Source organism: Stieleria sp. (assembly GCF_041595215.1).
Lineage (GTDB): Bacteria > Planctomycetota > Planctomycetia > Pirellulales > Pirellulaceae > Stieleria > Stieleria magnilauensis.
Map to the genome: position 1 here is coordinate 1 of NZ_JBFHKV010000037.1, position 17894 is coordinate 17894.

Below are 17894 nucleotides of genomic sequence, written 5' to 3' on the forward strand. Positions count from 1 at the left end.
GGAAAAGACGTTTGGGATGAACTCGACATCCCCTTTGCAGACAACCCCGACGGCCGCGGCTACTACCTTTCGCGGGACAGCGCGGTCGGGTCGCCGCTGCCGAATTTGGAAGACCCCGCCAACCCGGTCGTGAACTGGGAGGACCAACCCGAACCCGTTGCGACCGGCACGGTGCCGATGGCGTTCGGTCCCAAGCTGAAACGGTTCATGGTGATCGACGAAGTCACCGGTGAAATGAAGAAACTCGATCCGCGGTTCTTCAACAGTGCATTTCCCAACTTGATCGTCGACTCCGTTCGTCCCGGTGATCCGGTCGTGGTCGAAGGCATTTTTCCGCACGGGTCCATCGCGTTTCAAGTTCCCGATCTGGATCTGGAAGTGATGCTGCAATTCGATGAGGAAGAGATCGTCGCGCCGCTGCAAATCGACCAGATCGGAATCGAGTGTGAACGCAAACGTGTCTTCATCGGATGGAGATACCCGTTTCGTTATCGCTTTTACCCGCTGCAAAAACGACGCTGTGTCTTGCGATCCAGGCAGCAAGACGTCCGTGAACGACAGCCGATGGCGACCGCAACGCCGGATTCAGGAGCAGATCAATGCACGCCGTGATGAAGCACTGGCACCCGATGATGGGCATTGATTTTCATATCCCCTGGCCGCCGGGTTCGCCCGCGCCGGCCCCTTCGCCGGTCCCCTATCGCACGGGCATGGTGTTGATCGGCACCAGCATGATCGCCTCCTATGCGCCCACCCACCTGAGCATGGGTTATGGAATGTCCATGCAACAGGGCACCGATATCGGTTTTCTGATCCCGCATATCGGTCCGCCAAGTGTGTTAATGGCCATTGAGATTCCGCTCAGTTCATCCAAGTCCTATTTCGGCGTGGCACGCTATCCGATCGAAGGCAAACCGATCTGTGTCGCGATGTCGCTGATGGTCAACATGAATTTGAACTGTGGCACACCGATCCCCACACCGACCGGGATGGTGCTGGCGTTGAACACGCACATGGTCGCAATGTCGCTGGCCGACATGATCTACGGCAGCGTGCACATGTTGCTTGATTTTGGACTGCAGTCGCTCTTGCAGTGGGCCGGCGGCAAGGCCGGCGGAATGATTGCGGCTAGGTTTGAAATGCAGATCGCGTACCTGACGTACCGCTTCGGTCCCCAGTTGTTGTCCAAAGCCGCCGCCAAAGCGTTCTTGCGGTCTTCCGGACGAAGCATCAAGGGGCGTGACATCAACCGCTTGGCTCGCGAATTTGCCGATTCACACAACGCGCGGGTTCGAACCGGTCGCAACGCGGTGCCCAGCTTGACCAGTGAACTGGCCGGCAACATCACCGGTTGGTTCACCGGCGGACCGATGGGCGCCGACAACGCGACCATCGGCGGTCCCACGCTGGTTGACCAGGTGGGCGTCGGCGGAACACCCGTCGGAGACATTCCGACCTCGTTAGCCCAGGGCGCCGCCGACTACGTGAACACCCCGAGTGTTCCCGAACATCCCTCCTCGCCGCCGGCGAGTTCATCGCCCGACGCTGGGCCGCCGGCACCCGACGCTGGACCGCCGGCACCGGACGCTGGGCCACCGGCACCGGATGCTGGACCGCCGGCCGACGGCGGCAGCGATGCGCCCAACGCGTCCTACCCGCCAGACGACGGCGGCGTCTGCGGACCTGACCCGCCGGGGGCGAACGAATGAATCCAAGTCCATCGCAACCGGAGCCATCGACCGAAGAGCTTCCCGTGGCCACGCAGGTTTCTGGCAGGGCGTCCAACGGGGATTTCATCCTTTCCGTCTTGGCCAAACGCACGTATCGAATGGTCGATAACCACTGGTACGTCGATGAAGAACAGGAGCCGCTGTTCGGCGACCCGCTCGCCAATGCCGATCATCCCGCGTTGATGCAGCGCGATACCGATCTTCATCCCCAGAAAGAAAAAACCGACGTCATCATCAAAGGACACGCGTACGGGAACGGCCGAACCGCGTTCTTGGCCGGCGTTGCCATTGGCGAGCATCGGATGATGATTCACGTCAGCGGCGACCGGATCGCGGATCGTTCACCGGCGGACCGTTTGCAGTTTTCTTCGCCCCAGCCGGTCGACAAGATTCCGCTCTGCTATTCACGCGCCTATGGCGGTGTCGACACGGTGTCGGAAAAGAAATACGGAAACCCGTTCCTGGAGCTCGCCCACCAGTATCGTGGTACCGATATCGATCTGGATGCGGCCAGTCCGTTTCGCTATCCGCGCAACGGCGGCGGTATGGGCTACCTGATGGAGTTTGATCCCGCGTCGTTCGAGCCCATTCCGCTACCCAATCTCGAAAACCCTTCTCAATTGCTGACGCCCGAAACGCTGCTCTACGGCGATGTGGATCAGTGGCCCTTGATGCCGCTGCCGGCCGCGACCGATTGGCTCGATTACGGCGCGTTTCCCCGCAATGCCTTGATGGGCTTTGTCCCGTTGTTTGACCCGCAGATCACCACGGTGCTTGAAATCCAGGCGGGCTATGTGCCCGCAGAGATCTGGGACGAAGACTTTCACGGCAACCCGTCGACCTACATCGCGGGCCTCAACGGGGCTTCGTTGCCGTTGCAATTGCCCCACCTGACCGGCGGCGAACCGGTGATGCTCCGCGACATGCATCCGCAGTTTGAACAATGGCGGTTTGACTTGCCCGGCGAGACGCCGACGCTGCGAACCGATGGCCGGCAAGGAAAACTCAACGACACCCAACCGGTCATTCACACCGTCGTGATCGATCCGGATAAACAACGAATGACGATCCTTTGGCGAGGCTCGGCAAAAGCGCTGCGGCCGTATCTGCCGGATGAATTAGAACGCATGCCATTTGAGGTGATTTGGCCCTGATGCGGATGATCGTTCGCGTAACATCGGACATGCACCACGGTCGTCGGTTCTGGCTGCGACCGGGACAGAAAGTCGAGGTGGGTAGCGCCGAGTCCGCCGAAAAGGTCTTTCCGCGATCCGGGCTGTTGCCCAATCACTTCCGTATGGAATGTGGGTTTAGCGATTGTACGTTGACCGCGCTCGGTGGGCTGACGCTCTGCAACGGCGTGCCGGTGGGGCAGGCCACCCTCGCCGACGGTGATCGGATCGAAGCCGGTCAAATGCAGTTTGACGTCGAGATTAGTGGTGCAAAAAAAGCGTCGGCAGCAGCCGATTCGGTGCAACGGGCCTCCGCAAGTCCGACCACGCGCACGGGGAAGGGACAGCTCGACAACGACGACGGCGGCGTGTGGCACATCGTGCGGGCGAGCGACCAGGCGACGCTGCTGCAGGCGACGCCGACCGGCGACAACGATCCGCTGACTCGTTATCGATCGATGATCGCGGCGACCGATCCCGCTGCGTCGATCAGAGTGTTTCAATTGATGCCGCCGGGTGCATTGATATCGCAGGACGCATTGGTATCGCAAGACGCGGCGCACGCTGATGCTGCGGCAACGAGGATTTTTGTCGCGCAACATCTCCGCGGAGAAGACCAGGAGCGGTTGTCTGTGTCCTTGCATCAAATCCTGGATCCACTGGAGCATTTGCCCCCGGATCGCCAACAGGGCATCGTCGGCTGGATCACACGGTGCGACGACGACGCGATTGCGCGTGTTCTGGGGTTGGCCGCGCAAGGCCGTGGCGCCCCGCTGGAACGGCCGCACCCGGAGTGGATGCTCTGCAGCGCGGATCCGGCCGAGTTGTCACAGTTGCTTGCCGATTGCAGTGCTTCGTTTCTCGACAATTTGGTGGACGGATTTGATCTCGTTTGGGTCCAGTGCGGAGATCCGCCGCAGTACTTTGTCCTGGTCAAAACGGACTTTTCTGGTTTTTTCCATTTCGAGCCGCAACAATCTCGCCGATGACCCGAGAACGGTAGTGTGCATCGCGGCGAAACAGCTCGCCCAGCAATGAATCACTACTTTTTGCGTTTCCCCACTCAAGGAACATACGATGGCTGCTTACATTAAATTTGATGGCGTCGACGGCGAATGTAAAGACAAAGATCACAAGGGATGGAGCGATCTGCTGTCGTTCAGCCAAGCAGTTCATCAACCCGGCGGTTCGGCCACCGGTTCGACGCGACGCCGCGGCGACGTGATCCTGGAAGACATCTCGTGTGCCAAGGAATTGGACAAATCGAGTCCGAAAATCGCCGAGTCGGTCTGCAAGGGCAAGGTCTATCCCAAGGTGGAAATCGACGTGACCGCGTCGTACACCGATGCAGGACGCGTGACGTATTACCGTTACGAACTGACCAACGTGCTGGTGACCAGTTACAGCATCGGTGGGGCGGGGCAAAGCGAATCGGTGCCGACGGAAGACTTCTCCTTGAACTTCGAAGAAATCAAGGTGACCTACACCGAAAACGATTCCAAGGGCAAGAAGAAGGGCAACGTCGAGTACTCCTGGAAGGTCGAAGAAGGCGAAAGCTGATCGATCGCCCCGACGTCTTGATTGCGACGGTCCGTTTGCCGCTGCGGTGAACGGGCCCGTTTGCGTTGGCGACGGACAACTCGTTCCCGGACGCTGCCTGGGAATCAATCTGGTATCGGCGGCTCTTGTTCACTTCGCCTATGATTGCTGATCTCACACCTCACCTCGATTGAGCCATGGCACTTCAACAGCAAAACCGCCTCCTGAATCTGACCACGGTTCTCGGTGACGATGTGCTTTTGCTCACGTCCTTCACCGGCAATGAAGAGATGGGTCGGCTGTTTCACTACCAGTTGGAGATGATCAGCGATGATCCCGGCATCAAGCCGCAAGACATCGTCGGCACGCCGATCGGTTGGAGCATCGAACTGGCTGACAATTCCAGACGCCACTGGCATGGCTTCGTCAAAAGTCTCTCGCGGGGCGACGTCGATGGGCAGGACCGTCGCAACTACCGCGTCGAAGTCGTGCCGTGGCTCTGGTTCTTGACTCAAACCAGCGATTGCAAGATTTTTCAAGACACCAAAGTCCCCGATATCATCGACGAAGTGCTCGGTGAGTACGGCTTTGCCGACTACAACCCCGACTTTCAGCTCGAACACAAAGAGTGGGAGTACTGCGTCCAATACCGCGAAACCGATTTCAATTTCTTGTCGCGGCTGATGGAACAGGAAGGCATCTTCTACTACTTCAAGCACTCCGAAGGTGCTCACCAGATGGTGATCACCGATCATAAAGACGGCTACTTCACCCTGCCGGAAGCCAACGTCGATTTCCCCGATGACATCGGAACCCGCGCGATCGACGACCATCTGACCAGTTGGGAACGCAAGTACCAATTCGTTCCAGGGAAATGGGCTCAACGGGACTATAACTTCAAAACACCGACCGACACGCTGGGGACCGACACGGGAACCGTCGTCGACCTGCCCGAAGTCAGCAACTACGAGATGTACGACTATCCGGGCGAATACCCCGACAAGGGAGTCGGCGGCGGCGAAACCCGGCTGCGAATCGAGGCCGAAGAAACGCGTCACGACATCGTTTCGGCGACCAGCCTGTGCAAGACCTTCCAGGCCGGCGGGCGTTTCACCGTCGATCAACATCGCGACAGCGATGAACAAGGCGCCGAAGTGGTGATCACGGCGATCCAACACGCCGGCAGCGAACCGATGGGCTATGAATCCGGCGGCGGTGGCGAGGGGTTCATGTATCGCAACTCGATCACGTGTCTGCCCGCATCACGCGTCTTTCGGACACCACGCAGCACCGCCAAACCGATCATCAGCGGCGTGCAAACGGCAATCGTCACCGGTCCGGCCGGCGAAGAAATCTATCCGGATGAATACGGCCGCGTGAAATGCCAGTTTCACTGGGACCGCTATGGCCAGAACGACGACAAGAGCAGCTGCTGGATCCGCGTCTCGCAGGTCCACGCCGGATCCGGCTTCGGCGGCATCGACATTCCGCGGATCGACCAGGAAGTCGTCGTCAGTTTTCTCGAAGGCGACCCGGACCGACCACTGATCACCGGACGCGTTTATCATGCCCAAAACATGCCGCCCTGGGACTTGCCGGCCAACAAGACCCAAAGCGGTTACCTGTCACGGAGCAGCATGGGCGGTGGCAAAGACAACGCCAACGCGATCCGTTTCGAAGACCTCAAGGGCGAAGAACAACTTTGGATCCACGCTGAAAAAAATCAAGACATCGAAGTCGAAAACGATGAAACCCACTGGGTCGGGCGAGATCGAAAGAAAACCATTGATCGCGATGAAGACACCGAAGTCAAAGGCAACCGAACAGAGGTCGTCAGAAAAAATGAAACGATCACCGTTCATGGAAGTCGAACCGAAACGGTGCATGCCGAAGAGCAATTGAGTGTCAAAGGCAATCGACGCGAGACGATCTCGAAAGACCACACGCTGGTGATCGACGGAAAACGCACCGAGACCACGGCAAAAAATGAAACGCTGAGCGTCAAAGGCGAGCGGTCACGAAGTGTCAGCAAGGACGAGAACATCTCCATCGATGGAAATCAAACGATCGGCGTCGGTAAAAGTGCGTCCCTGGACGCGGGCAAGGCCATCCTGATCAATGCCGGTGATTCCATCACGCTGAAAACCGGCAAGGCATCGATCGAAATGAAAAAGGATGGCACCATCAAAATCTCGGGCAAAGACATCACGATCACCGGCAGCGGGAAAATCACCGCCAAGGCGAGCGGGAAAATGACGCTCAAGGGCAGCAAGATCGCGGAGAACTAAACCGGGGAAACCGCGCCGAGAAATCGCCATGTTACAAGTACACAATCAGACCGATTACGAAACCGCGCTCAGCGTTTTGTTCGACAAAGACGGCATCGAGGCCGCCTTTCTCGTCATCAAAGCCACGCTGTTGATCGATCAACCTGATCAACCCGCCGAGACGCAGTTGCCGATTTTTTACGTGGACGAACATTGGGGCGATCCGGAATCGACCAGCGTCAAATATCCCGCCGACATGACGTTGAGTAAACCGGCGACCGACGTGGTCCTCAATGGAACCGCCCACGCCCCAGGCTCGAACCCCACCACCCAGGTCGATGTTCAGCTGGCGGTCGGCGACACCAGTAAAACGGTGCGGGTCATCGGTGACCGTGTCTGGCAAAAGGGACTTGTCGGCATCACGCCGTCCAAGCCGGCCGAGTTCGTGTCGATGCCGCTCGTTTACGAACTCGCCTTCGGCGGCGCCGACGTCCATCCCGATGGGCGTGAAGATTGGGCCATGGAAAATCCGGTCGGCCGAGGCTTCCTCGCGTCCGACAAGAGCAGCAACGTCGACGGGGCGCCGTTGCCAAATCTGGAAACACCGGGGCAAGAACTCAAGCGTTGGTCCGACCGACCCACGCCAGCCGCGTTCGGGGCAATCGCGGCTCATTGGAATCCCCGGTCGACCCTCGCGGGAACCTTTGATGAAGACTGGGAAAAGAGTCGGTCGCCGTTTTTACCGACCGATTTCAACCCGAGTTTCCTCAACGCGGCTCATCCGGATTTGATCTGCGACACGTATTTGCAAGGCGGTGAAGCGGTCAGCATTCGTGGTGTCCACCCGGAACAGTGGATTCAGTTTGCCTTGCCGACCAAGCAGTTTCGCATTCGCTATCAGCTGGCCGGACAGGAATCGGAAGCGGAGCCTCGACTCGAAACCTTGCTGATCGATACGGACAAACGTGAATATGTAATGGTTTGGCGAGCCGCGGTCCCCTGTCCGAAACAATCGACGAAGCTGAATTGGATTGCCGTCGACGAAGTGTCATCTACGAATCGGCGGGCTTGATCATGCCCATCGCAATCATCGCTGTCGACATCGCGTGCCCGGTCGGTCTGTGTATCGAACAAGCCGCAACATCCGTGGCCGCCGGCATCGCACGGATTGAAGAAACCAACTGGATCGCGCCCAATGGCAATCCGATCAAGATGGGGCGGATCGCCAACGACGCGCTGCCGCCACTGGTCGAGGAAATCGCACAAGATCAATCGCTGACGCAACACGCGCAGCGGTTGATTCGATTGGGCTCGATTCCCTTGAAAGCCGTCGCCGAAAAACTGGCCGAACATCCGGCACCGGTTCATGGATTCATCGCGATGCCTGAACCCGGCGGCGATTCGCACTGCGACCCGGCGACGCTGGTCCGCAACGCGCTCATCAATTCCGAAACGAAGCTCAAGTTCGCAGCCACGCATGTTTTCACCGGCGGCCGTGCATCGACCTTTCAAGCACTGCTCGCCGCAGAGACCTTCTTGGGCCAGTCACCTAATGCGATTGCCGTGGTCGGGGGAATCGATTCCTTTCATGACCCGATCCTGTTGAGTCAACTGGGCGCGCAAGATCGTCTGCTGACCGACGGCGTGCAGGACGGGATGATTCCCGGCGAAGGTGCGGCGATGCTGATTTGCGTCGACGCGGAAAGTGCGGCGTCGATGAACTTGCAGCCGATCGCGCTGATCAATGCGGTCGCGGTGGCCGATGAGCCGGGGCACCTGACGAGCGACGATCCCTGCATGGGGGATGGTTCGACTGAAGTCCTTGCCGGGGCGCTCAAGGATTGTGAAGCGGTCAATCAGGTGTATCTCAGTTTCAACGGCGAACACCTTTGGGCCCAGGAATGGAGCATCGCGTTCTTGCGACACTCGGATTCCTTCGTCCAGGGCCACGGCGTGCATCACCCGGCCGAACACTTCGGCGACAGCGGGGCCGCAAGCGGAGCGATGATGACCGCGTTATCCGCGTTTGCTTTCGCCTCGGGAAAGGCCTCGGGGGAGCATCTCATTTGGTGCGCTTCCGACGGTCCTTTGCGCGGCGCCTGCACCCTCTCCAGTTCTCTCCAACCAGCGAGCTAATCCATCATGGCACAAACAGTCTTCGCCAATTGTCGCGGCGTGATTCATAAAGGATCCGGGACCATCAATTTTGCGTTCCCCGACGTCTGTAAAACACCGACGCCCGGCGGCCCGGTCCCCATTCCCTACCCGAATCTTGGCAAGGCCGCCGATACGACCAGCGGCAGCAAGAAAGTCAAAGCCGACGGACAGATGATTCTGAACAAGGGCGCGAAATACATGATGAGCACCGGCGACGAACCGGGCACGGTGGGAGGTATCAAGAGCAATGTGTTCAAACAGAATTGCGAGTTGCTGATGTATTCCTTCGACGTCAAAGTCGAAGGCAAAAACGTCGGTCGACTCGGCGATCCACTGTGGCACAACAAGAAAAACATTGCGATGTGAGGAGCCTGCCATGAATACCGGAGGAGCCGATGTGCCGGGCGTTTCGCCCACCGAACAAACGCACGCCTGCGATTGGAAACAATGCGAAGAAGACCACAAGAAAAAGATCAATTATCCCGGCGACGGGAAGGTCGATCGAAGTAGCAACTATTCCAACCAATGGGGCGAACATGAACCCTGGGTGATGAGCGGCAACGCGGGCAACACAGGCAAACGCGCTGAACTTGCGGACTATCGAAAAGAAACCAAGAGTGCCCAGTACGCCGTCAATGCCGCCGCGATGACGGACCCCAATTACCACACGCAAAAGCACCACTTGATCTCCGTCAACCTGTTCGGCAAGGTGTCAGACCTGGCGCATGACGCCAAACTGATCGGGTACGATGCCAACCACATCAACAATGGTTCCTGCTTTCCCAGTTATGCGTACGATATCTTTCGTCACGACATGCAGTGCCACCGCGGTTCGCACCCCAATGCGGTGTACAACGACCACATCATGCCGATCTTGCTCAATTTAGAGAAGAAATGCATCACCTATTGCCAACGAGACTCCAACTGCGATACATCACCCCAACAGGGGCTGATCCAGAATCTCAACGCGATCTCGGCGGTTTGTTTCACCAAACTGCTGTATTGGGAATGGTTCCTGAGGTCAAAAGAAAAAGCGCTTCGTGAGCGAAAGGAAAGTTTCGAACGTCAGAATTTGGCCGTGCCGACCTAGCGGCCTGTCGACTTCGATGAAAAGTCATTCACCGTCACTTTGGAATTGAACATGTATTGGGTTTGGACGAATCGTCGTGAATCAGAAGACGAAGCCACGGTCAGCCGCCGCCCCGCGGTGATCTCCGAACGCCGCTTGAGGTTCGACGACGGCTCGGCGATTACCGAAGAAGTGCCGCTGATAGAAATTGATATCGACGCCGATTCCGGTAGCGTGCTCACCGAGAATCTGGTCGCCAACGCGACGACGGGTCTACTGTTCTCCGAAAAACTGCGCAAGGTCCTGCAGTCCGTCGGCGTCGATAATCTGCAATACTTTGACTGTGTGATCCACTTTGCCGCCGAAAATCGAGATGTCACCGATTATCGTCTCGCCAACATCGTGGGGCGAGTGGCGTGCGTTGACGATTCGACGTCGGATTTCATGTACATGCCGTCGGATCCGACAGAGATCATGATGATCAACAAGCTTGGCATCGACGAATCCAAAATCGAAGACCTGCTGATGCTGCGACTGCATGAGTACGACCAGATCATTCTGGTCCATGAAAAAGTCAAAGAGGCTGTCACCAAGGCGGGCATTTCGGGCGTTCAGTTTTTTAAACCCGAAGACTACAGACCCTAACGGTATGGAGCGTCCCGGTGTCCTCGATCGATTCCAAAAGCGACAAGACCCGCTACCCAGCAGCTGCCCCCGTTTCGGCCTCAGCCTCGGCCCCCGCGGCCGGGCTGACGGGAGTTCATTCCGGCAGAGTTGTCGCGATCGCACCCGACGGTGACATCCTGGTCCAAGTGGAAGGCGCCGGCGATCAATTGACCGCATGCGATTTTCTGCAAGCTTCCTCAAGCGATTGCCCCGTTTTCGCGGCGGGGGATGAAGTGCTCGTCCACGTCGGCCCGCCCGGCGGGCGCGGCTGTGTGCTGGGGGCCAAGAAACGCTACAACCCGGCATCGTCGGACCCGCCCGTCGCATCCGACACCGAGCTGCCGGAACATGTCGTCGTCCAAGCCGGGAAATCCCTTTCCCTACGCTGTGGTGAGACAACCATCAAGATCACGAAAGAAGGTAAGATTCTGATCAAGGGCGTCGACATCCTGGCGCGGGCCAAACGGACGCATCGTATCAAGGGTGGAACGGTTGCCATCAACTGAACATCTCTCGCCGGGGAAGGAGCAAAGCGGATGGCGATAATCCTTGACATCCTGGTCGAACACCTCGAAGAAATCGAGTTCTTGTGGTCCCAGCGGACCGAAGCGATTCGCTCGCCCGAGTATTTTGGTCACGAAATCCGGGAACTGGATGCTCGGATCGACGCCCACCTGCAAGGTTTACTCGTCGGCGGAGAACATTGCGTCGAATTCGCGGTTCCTTTACTGGCCGAAGAAGACCGCTTCATGGCCTTCGCCGGGGCTTGGTGCCTGGCCCGGTTGGGTCTTGATCAGCCGTTGCTGGACCAGTTGGACGAATGCAACCTGGATGGTGTGACCGAGGCGCTGTGTCACTGCGAGATCGATGCCCTCGAAGGCAAACTGAACGAACTCTACTCGTCCGCTCCGCCGAGCGTTGCGTCGGCGATCGGACTGGTCCTCGCATCACACCGTCGATCGCCCCCCGTCAGCCGGCTGAGCGAATTCTTTGAACATGACGATCCCCAAGTGCGACGCCGCGCGTGGGAGACCGTCAGCAGGTCCTGCCGCAATTAACTCCACCGTCGTACCGATCATGACATCGCCCGTCCGCCGTCACAGTCTTCGTTTGAATCACGCTCGCCCGCAAAGGGTTCGGCGATGAAGATCGTGCTGGAAATCATCGCCGGTGCCTACGCCGGCCGCAAGAAAGCGTTACGCGCTCCGCTGGTTCTGGTGGTCGGCCGCGGCGAGTCGGCAGACTGGATTCTGTCCGACGACACCACGATGTCGTCGCGGCACTTTGAAGTTTCGGTGACCCAGGATGGTTGTTTCGTCACCGATCTGAACAGCACCAACGGGACGACGGTCGACGGTGAACGGATTTCGCAGCGACCGCTGGACGACGGGAATGAGATCCGCGCCGGATCGACCGTCTTTCGGGTGTCGATGACACGCCGCGCGCCACTGTCGCCGCCGATCACCGGGCAACCATCGTCAATCGATCGACACTCGCCCAAATCCGCCACCGACTCGCCCGGGCAACCGGCACTACCGGCTTCTGCACCACTGCCTCCGCAACAGCCACCGTCTCCACAGCAGCCACCGGCACCGCCCGTGTCGATGAGCGACGTGTTGCGTCAAACCGAACGGATCGGCCGGGGCGAGACGGACGGTGTTGTGACGGACGCGAATTCTGGCGGTGTCGCCGAACGCACACCGGAGTTTCACGTCAGCAATCCCCCCACGCGTCGCTTCACAGGGGCGGTCATCGAAGTCGTTTCCGATCACGCCCACGGTCGCAAATCGATGCTTCGCTCCGGGCACTCCATCACCGTCGGTCGATCGGAGCAATCGGATTTCGTGATTCCGGATCCCCAACTGTCTGCGATTCACTTTCAACTTGCCGATGACCGATCCGGCTGGCAACTGACCGATCTCGATAGCACCTCGGGCACGACGGTCAACGGCGTCAGGGTGTCCACCACGTTGCTCCAAACCGGCGATCGGTTCATTTCCGGGCAAACCCACTTCGTGGTCACCATCGGCGAATCGGCTCCGCTTGCTGGAGGGCGCGAACAGACCAAGATTCCCTTCCAGGTCGGCGTACGAGACGAAGTTCCGCAGGTCCGCCGAGCGGCGATCCATGCGGCGGCCTGGTCAAGGGAGCCATGGCTATTGGACTTTTGCCGTGGATGTGCGACGACACCCAGTCCTGACCAGTGGGACGCGCTGGAAATGTTGTCCGTGCTGGGGCTGCCGAGTGACCTGGAGTTGATACGCGGTTTAGGGCGCCATGCTGAATTGGGCCCAAATCGATTTGAATTGCTCGCTTCGTTCGCGCACCCTGCCATCGTGCCGGACCTGATTCAAGTCATCAACGGCGATCAGCTCGAGGACGCCGTCGCGGCTGCGCTGGCGTTCTCGCGAATCCTGGGAGTCGACATTGAATCGGGTCAGCGGGCCACAGTGACGACGAACGAAAGCGGCGACGGCGACGATGAAGCGTTTGACGAGCAGGAGGTCATGGTCCCCGATGCGGCGAAAGCGGAGCGGCACTGGGCTGACCGGGCCGAGTCGTTTGCATCGGGCAACCGCTTTCATCAGGGGATCGAGACGAGCGGACCGCCGACGCCGGAGTTGCTGCAACAACTTGACATGCGGTCGCGGTGGGAGATGTGCTTGCGGGGCAAGTACGAGGGCAAATGGAACGGCGGCCCGTTTGAGCTGGAACGATTGATCGAAAACGTTTGATCAATCCATGAACTTCTTCAGGTCCAACGTCGAACGTCCGATCGATTGGTAAAACGTCTTCAGCCCTTCGCGGTTGAACGACATCGCCTGGCCGTCCGGGAAGAAGCCGACGACCAATTCATCGGCCGCCAAGTTGTCCAGGCTATCGAAGGCTTCTTGCGATCCGTGCAACACACGATCCTGGTCGAGTTGTTTGTTGACGTCCGCGGCGACCTTTTTGATGTCTGTGTTGGTGAAGTCGTCGGTCAGAGTCCCGGCCGGTTTGCCTGCACGTGCGTTGGCCGTGTTGTCGACGGCCAAGGCAATGTTTCGCCCTTTGGCGTTGGGATCAATCACGCCCATCAAGTCGTAATCGCCGACCAATGGTTTCTGTGACAACGGGTCGACGACCTGACCCGGCTCGACCGGCCAATCCGCGTTGCTGACATCGATCGTTTCGCCTTTGCCGTTGGTCGCGGTGCGGCGGTTTCGGTCGACGACGAAATACTGCTTGTTGCTGCCCGAGCGAACCGTTTTCTGCGCCTTGGCGACCTCCGAGATATCTTTGCACGTCACGATGCCGGTTTGCTTGCTGGTTTTGAACTTGATCTCTTTCGGTTTCGCCGGGAAACCTTTTTGGATCCAGCGAACCGATTTCGGATTGGTCTGACGCACCAGGATGATCCGTGGCCGGTTCGGGTTGGCGGCCGCCCGTAGGAACGCGCGAAAGTGATTCGGGGGCATTCCCGCGTCGGCGGCGGTCGCCGCCTTGATGATCCCACGCATGTTTTTGATCTTGGGACCATAGCGTTTGGCGCCCTTGGCAATCAGCGCCATGAAGGCCGCGACGCCGACCACCGCTAGAAAGTTCGCCAAGTGCTTGGATGCTTTTTCCAGGTCCGCCTCGGTGCGCGCCGAATACGTCAGTTCCACAAACGTCACGAAATCGTTGCCGACCGACCAGACCTGCCACCCCAAAAATCCCAGCCCGACGATCAACAACAGGGCATCGGCGATGAATCCGACGCCGAAGTAGTGTGACCCCGCCCAGACCACCAACACGCCGACGATGATTCCGATGCTGGCCGGTGACAGCATCGCCGCAAACTCTTCCTGAATCTCGGCGGGCAATTTGGGAACCGTCAAATGCAACACTTTCACGAAGCGATCGTCCAGCGACATCGCTTCCACGCCTCCGTCACGCCCGACGGTTCCCGGCGTCGGCATCAGCCGACACTGGTTGGTCCCCGAATCGTTCGGCAGCGTCGTATCACTCGTTCCGACAGGACCGGGAAGGCGTAGGTCAGCCATCGTGAAAACGCTCGTTCGAGGAAAGTGGAATGAAATTGATTCGGTTACTTCGCATCGCTGCGGAGACGCTGGGCCAGTGAAGTCCTTTCGATATTGTATTTCACATCGTGAGGAGCGATCGCGTTACCGCCACGGATGTCTTTCGGGTTGTCGCCGAAATAAATCCGCCAAAACCCAGCCGATCTCGCGCCGATCCAGTTCTTCGGGTCGCACCACGTCACCAAGTCGTCTTTTTGACCATACACCTTGATGCGATGATTGATCCCCCGCGGCCAGGCCGGCGAGGGTGAACTGATCGATCGCACCTGCAAGTTGCTCATTCCTTTAGTGCCGTACAGCGATTGAACGGCCCACAATGCAAAACTGGTCACCAGGTTGCCTTGCGAATGAGCGACAATGATCTTGGGACGATTCAGGTTGCGTGTGACTTCATCAAACAGCGACAATGCGGCGGCGTTGCGACTGAGCCCCTTGCGAACTTCGTCGACCGTTTTCTTGGCCGGTTTGACATCGCTGGGTGCAATCCAGGCCTCCCGTAAGGCATGCAGGTACGGCGCTGAAATGCGGCCCGCCACGCTCGTGCTGGCCAGATTGTTGATCGCCGATTCACTCAAGCGATCGCGAAAAAAACCTTCCTCTCCGATTTGGCTGCCGAAAATACGAACCCAGTCCCCGACGCATTGCTTCAGATCCCCCAACATCCCGTCGGTCGCGTTGTAAACGCCCGTGACGGAGGTCTTGGTGATCGACGAAATCAGGATCGCGATGTTCTGGTGGATGTCCGGCGGCGTGTTGATCCCGTTGACATAAATGAATTGAGTTCGAATCTTCTTAAGTTGCTTGCTGAAACGATATTCTTGCACGCTCCCGTCACCCTTGGGTAAAGGGTTGGGAGGGATGGAGTGTTCGGACATAAATCCACTGGGAATAAGGGCACGACGAAACGCTTCGACCGGTATGCCTCCATCATCGCGGCGAGGGGACAGGAGTTGCCAAGTTTCTGAAAAAAAGTCGTGGAGACTTCAGCCGGTTCGGGTTGATTTTCGTTCACTGGCTGTCACCCGTCCTGCTGCACGACGGCTCTTACCGCCACCGCACCCTACGGCCAGCACTCCCTACGGCCAACGCAACAGGACTTTGCCCTGGTCGTCCACCAATCGCAGCTCCTTGATGATCGCCGTCCCGGAGCCTTCACCCACGTCCAGCCGCAGTTTGTGAATTCGCTGCTCGGTCTCAAGTCGGATCGTGTGGTCGTGCCATTGCCCCTCGCCGCCCAACTCAAACGTTTCGTGCATTCCGTTGGGCAAACTTGTTGTGGCGTCGGTGGTATAGAACACTTCGCCTCCGCCCTCGGCACGACGTCGCAGCCGAAACGCCAATTGGTACGGGCCTGCGGGCAGCGTCTCGGGCAACCGGTCAAATGCCAGTCCCGAATCTTCGCCGCTGAATTCCAGCCGCAGCTCGTCGCCGGCGACTTTCAACTTGGTGTTCTTCCGCGCCCGAATCGCTTTTCCAGCTTTCGGCGACCGTGTGTTTGTGTTTGCTTGATTGCCGCGTCCTGATTCACTCGGGTCGGCATCGAAGTTGGTCCATTCGGGATGACGATGGGGCAGTTTTGCAGGCCCCACGGGCGCGTAGGCTCTGTCTGGGGCGTGAAGCAGTTCGCGGGACATTCGGGTCCACTGCTGGACCATCGACTCGACACGCTCCGGCTCCTGCTCGGCCAGGTCGATCCGTTCGGTCCGATCCTCCGCAAGGTTGTACAGTTCCCACGCTTCACTTCGGAAACTGACAATTTTCCAGTCACCCAGACGAAGCCCACGATCGGAGGCGAACAGGAAATGCAACGGTTGCTCGCGTTGGATTGTCTCGCCCTTGAACAGCGGCCGCAATGATTGCCCCGACACCGGTCGCAAGGAGCGTCCCGGGTATTCGGTCGGGATCTTTGAACCGGTCACGTCGGCAAACGTCGGCATGATGTCGATCAAGTGGGCGGGCTGACGAACGACCGAACCGGCATCACGCTCGATGCCCGCCGGCCAATGCACGATCGCCGGCGTGCAAATCCCGCCTTCAAACTGGTTCTGCTTGTAATAGCGGAACGGACTGTTTCGTGCCCAAGCCCAACCGGTCGAATCACTCCACGTGACGGTCCCGTCGGTCGGCAACGCGTCGAGTTTGTTGCTGCGGCGATCATACGGACAGGCGCCGTTGTCGGACACAAACCAGATCAAGGTATTGTCAAGCTCGCCGGCTTCCTTCAAATCCGTGACCAGACGACCGATCTCTTGATCCACGCGATCGATCATCGCCGCCAGGGTGGTCATCCGCTTCACTTCGAAACGTTTTCGCGCTTCGGACAGACTGTTCCACGCGGGGATGTGCTCGGGACGTGGACTCGGTTGGCAGTCGGCCGGTAACAATCCCAGTTCGGCTTGTTTGGCGACTCTGGATTGGCGAATGCGATCCCAGCCGGCTTCGTAACGCCCCTGGTACTTTGCATAGTCCTGTGGCAAGGCCTGTAGCGGGGCGTGGGGCGCGTTGAAGGCGACGTAGAGATGCCAGGGCTTGCCGCTTTCCCGCGCGTCGCCCAAGAACTGCAACGCAAAGTCGACGTTGGAGACCGTGGTGTAAAAGTCCTGCGGGGGAACCTCCCATTTGTCGCCGTTCAAACGAAACGTGTTGTCTCCGCGGAAATAATTGCAGGCGCCGCTGAGATGGCCGAAGTAGCGGTCAAACCCGAAATCGGTGGGCTGTTGTTTCAGATGCCATTTTCCGGTCATCGCGGTGAAGTAGCCGGAATCGCGAAGCACTTCCGCGCTCGTGACGGCGTGGTTGAGCGCCGTGTCACCGGCCGCGATGCAGTATTGTCCGCTTAACAGGGACACCCGCGACGAGTGGCATTTTGCGGTGTTGTAGAACTGGGAGAATCGAAGTCCGCCGTCGGAAAGTGCATCCAAATTCGGCGTCTCGATTTCGCTGCCATAGCACCCGACGTCAGAAAACCCGAGATCATCGACCATGATCATCAGCACGTTGGGACGGTCTGCGGCAGACGTGATCGCCGAGCTGATCAACAGCAGCGTCAATGAAGTGATCAGTGTGGTTGCAATGCGCATCGAGCAGTCAGTGGTTCACGGTGAGAGGGGCAAAACGATGGTGGCAAAACGATGGGGGCAAAACGATGGTGGCAAAACGATGGGGGCAAAACGATGGGGGCAAAACGATGGGGGAAAAACGATGGGGGAAAAACGATGGGGGAAAAACGA

17 protein-coding genes are annotated in these 17894 nt (G+C 58.5%); 14 read left to right on the forward strand and 3 right to left on the reverse strand.

The genetic code is table 11. From position 1 onward, the window contains the following. The 14 genes from ABX749_RS02760 to ABX749_RS02825 form a co-directional block, all read left to right on the forward strand. Positions 1 to 612: DUF2169 domain-containing protein (locus tag ABX749_RS02760; protein ID WP_372894660.1), on the forward strand; the 612-nt coding region annotated here is incomplete at its 5' end. Further along, positions 612 to 1709 (forward strand): hypothetical protein, encoded by a 1098-nt coding sequence (locus tag ABX749_RS02765; protein ID WP_372894661.1) that lies wholly within the window; start codon positions 612 to 614, stop codon positions 1707 to 1709. The genes ABX749_RS02760 and ABX749_RS02765, both read left to right, overlap by 1 nt. Next, complete coding sequence (locus ABX749_RS02770) at positions 1706 to 2884, forward strand: DUF2169 domain-containing protein (protein ID WP_372894662.1); 1179 nt, start codon at positions 1706 to 1708, stop codon at positions 2882 to 2884. Before ABX749_RS02765 ends, ABX749_RS02770 begins: the two co-directional genes overlap by 4 nt. Before the next feature lie 5 nt (positions 2885 to 2889). Further along, a complete protein-coding gene (locus ABX749_RS02775) occupies positions 2890 to 3891 on the forward strand; it encodes a hypothetical protein (RefSeq protein ID WP_372894663.1) in 1002 nt (333 codons plus the stop codon). 88 nt (positions 3892 to 3979) lie between these two features. Beyond that, positions 3980 to 4462, forward strand: a complete 483-nt coding sequence (locus ABX749_RS02780) for a type VI secretion system tube protein Hcp (RefSeq protein WP_095736244.1) — start codon at positions 3980 to 3982, stop codon at positions 4460 to 4462. Positions 4463 to 4638: 176 nt separating this feature from the next. Continuing rightward, positions 4639 to 6729 carry a type VI secretion system Vgr family protein gene (locus tag ABX749_RS02785; protein WP_372894664.1) on the forward strand — a complete coding sequence of 697 codons (2091 nt, stop codon included), beginning with the start codon at positions 4639 to 4641 and terminating at the stop codon, positions 6727 to 6729. A gap of 28 nt (positions 6730 to 6757) precedes the next feature. Continuing rightward, positions 6758 to 7780 (forward strand): DUF2169 domain-containing protein, encoded by a 1023-nt coding sequence (locus ABX749_RS02790; RefSeq protein WP_372894665.1) that lies wholly within the window; start codon positions 6758 to 6760, stop codon positions 7778 to 7780. A gap of 2 nt (positions 7781 to 7782) precedes the next feature. After that, complete coding sequence (locus tag ABX749_RS02795) at positions 7783 to 8844, forward strand: hypothetical protein (protein WP_372894666.1); 1062 nt, start codon at positions 7783 to 7785, stop codon at positions 8842 to 8844. A gap of 6 nt (positions 8845 to 8850) precedes the next feature. Continuing rightward, the gene (locus ABX749_RS02800) at positions 8851 to 9231 is read left to right on the forward strand and encodes a DUF4150 domain-containing protein (protein WP_145216822.1); all 381 of its coding nucleotides are present in this window, start codon (positions 8851 to 8853) and stop codon (positions 9229 to 9231) included. Positions 9232 to 9241: 10 nt separating this feature from the next. Beyond that, on the forward strand, positions 9242 to 9955 hold the full coding sequence (locus ABX749_RS02805; protein ID WP_145216818.1) for an AHH domain-containing protein: 714 nt from the start codon (positions 9242 to 9244) through the stop codon (positions 9953 to 9955). A gap of 51 nt (positions 9956 to 10006) precedes the next feature. Continuing rightward, a complete protein-coding gene (locus ABX749_RS02810) occupies positions 10007 to 10579 on the forward strand; it encodes an imm11 family protein (protein WP_145216815.1) in 573 nt (190 codons plus the stop codon). A gap of 17 nt (positions 10580 to 10596) precedes the next feature. Next, on the forward strand, positions 10597 to 11106 hold the full coding sequence (locus ABX749_RS02815; protein WP_372894667.1) for a hypothetical protein: 510 nt from the start codon (positions 10597 to 10599) through the stop codon (positions 11104 to 11106). A gap of 30 nt (positions 11107 to 11136) precedes the next feature. After that, positions 11137 to 11658: a hypothetical protein gene (locus ABX749_RS02820; protein WP_145216809.1), complete on the forward strand. Its 522-nt coding sequence runs from the start codon at positions 11137 to 11139 to the stop codon at positions 11656 to 11658. 84 nt (positions 11659 to 11742) lie between these two features. After that, positions 11743 to 13335 carry an FHA domain-containing protein gene (locus ABX749_RS02825; protein ID WP_372894668.1) on the forward strand — a complete coding sequence of 531 codons (1593 nt, stop codon included), beginning with the start codon at positions 11743 to 11745 and terminating at the stop codon, positions 13333 to 13335. Here ABX749_RS02825 and ABX749_RS02830 read toward each other — a convergent pair whose 3' ends face one another. The 3 genes from ABX749_RS02830 to ABX749_RS02840 form a co-directional block, all read right to left on the reverse strand. Continuing rightward, complete coding sequence (locus ABX749_RS02830) at positions 13336 to 14625, reverse strand: hypothetical protein (protein WP_145216803.1); 1290 nt, start codon at positions 14623 to 14625, stop codon at positions 13336 to 13338. It lies immediately after the preceding gene. A gap of 44 nt (positions 14626 to 14669) precedes the next feature. Beyond that, entirely contained in the window at positions 14670 to 15539 is an 870-nt protein-coding gene (locus ABX749_RS02835; protein WP_372894669.1) for a hypothetical protein, read from the reverse strand. Positions 15540 to 15740: 201 nt separating this feature from the next. Then, positions 15741 to 17744 carry an arylsulfatase gene (locus tag ABX749_RS02840; protein WP_372894670.1) on the reverse strand — a complete coding sequence of 668 codons (2004 nt, stop codon included), beginning with the start codon at positions 17742 to 17744 and terminating at the stop codon, positions 15741 to 15743. Between the last annotated feature and the right edge of the window lie 150 nt (positions 17745 to 17894).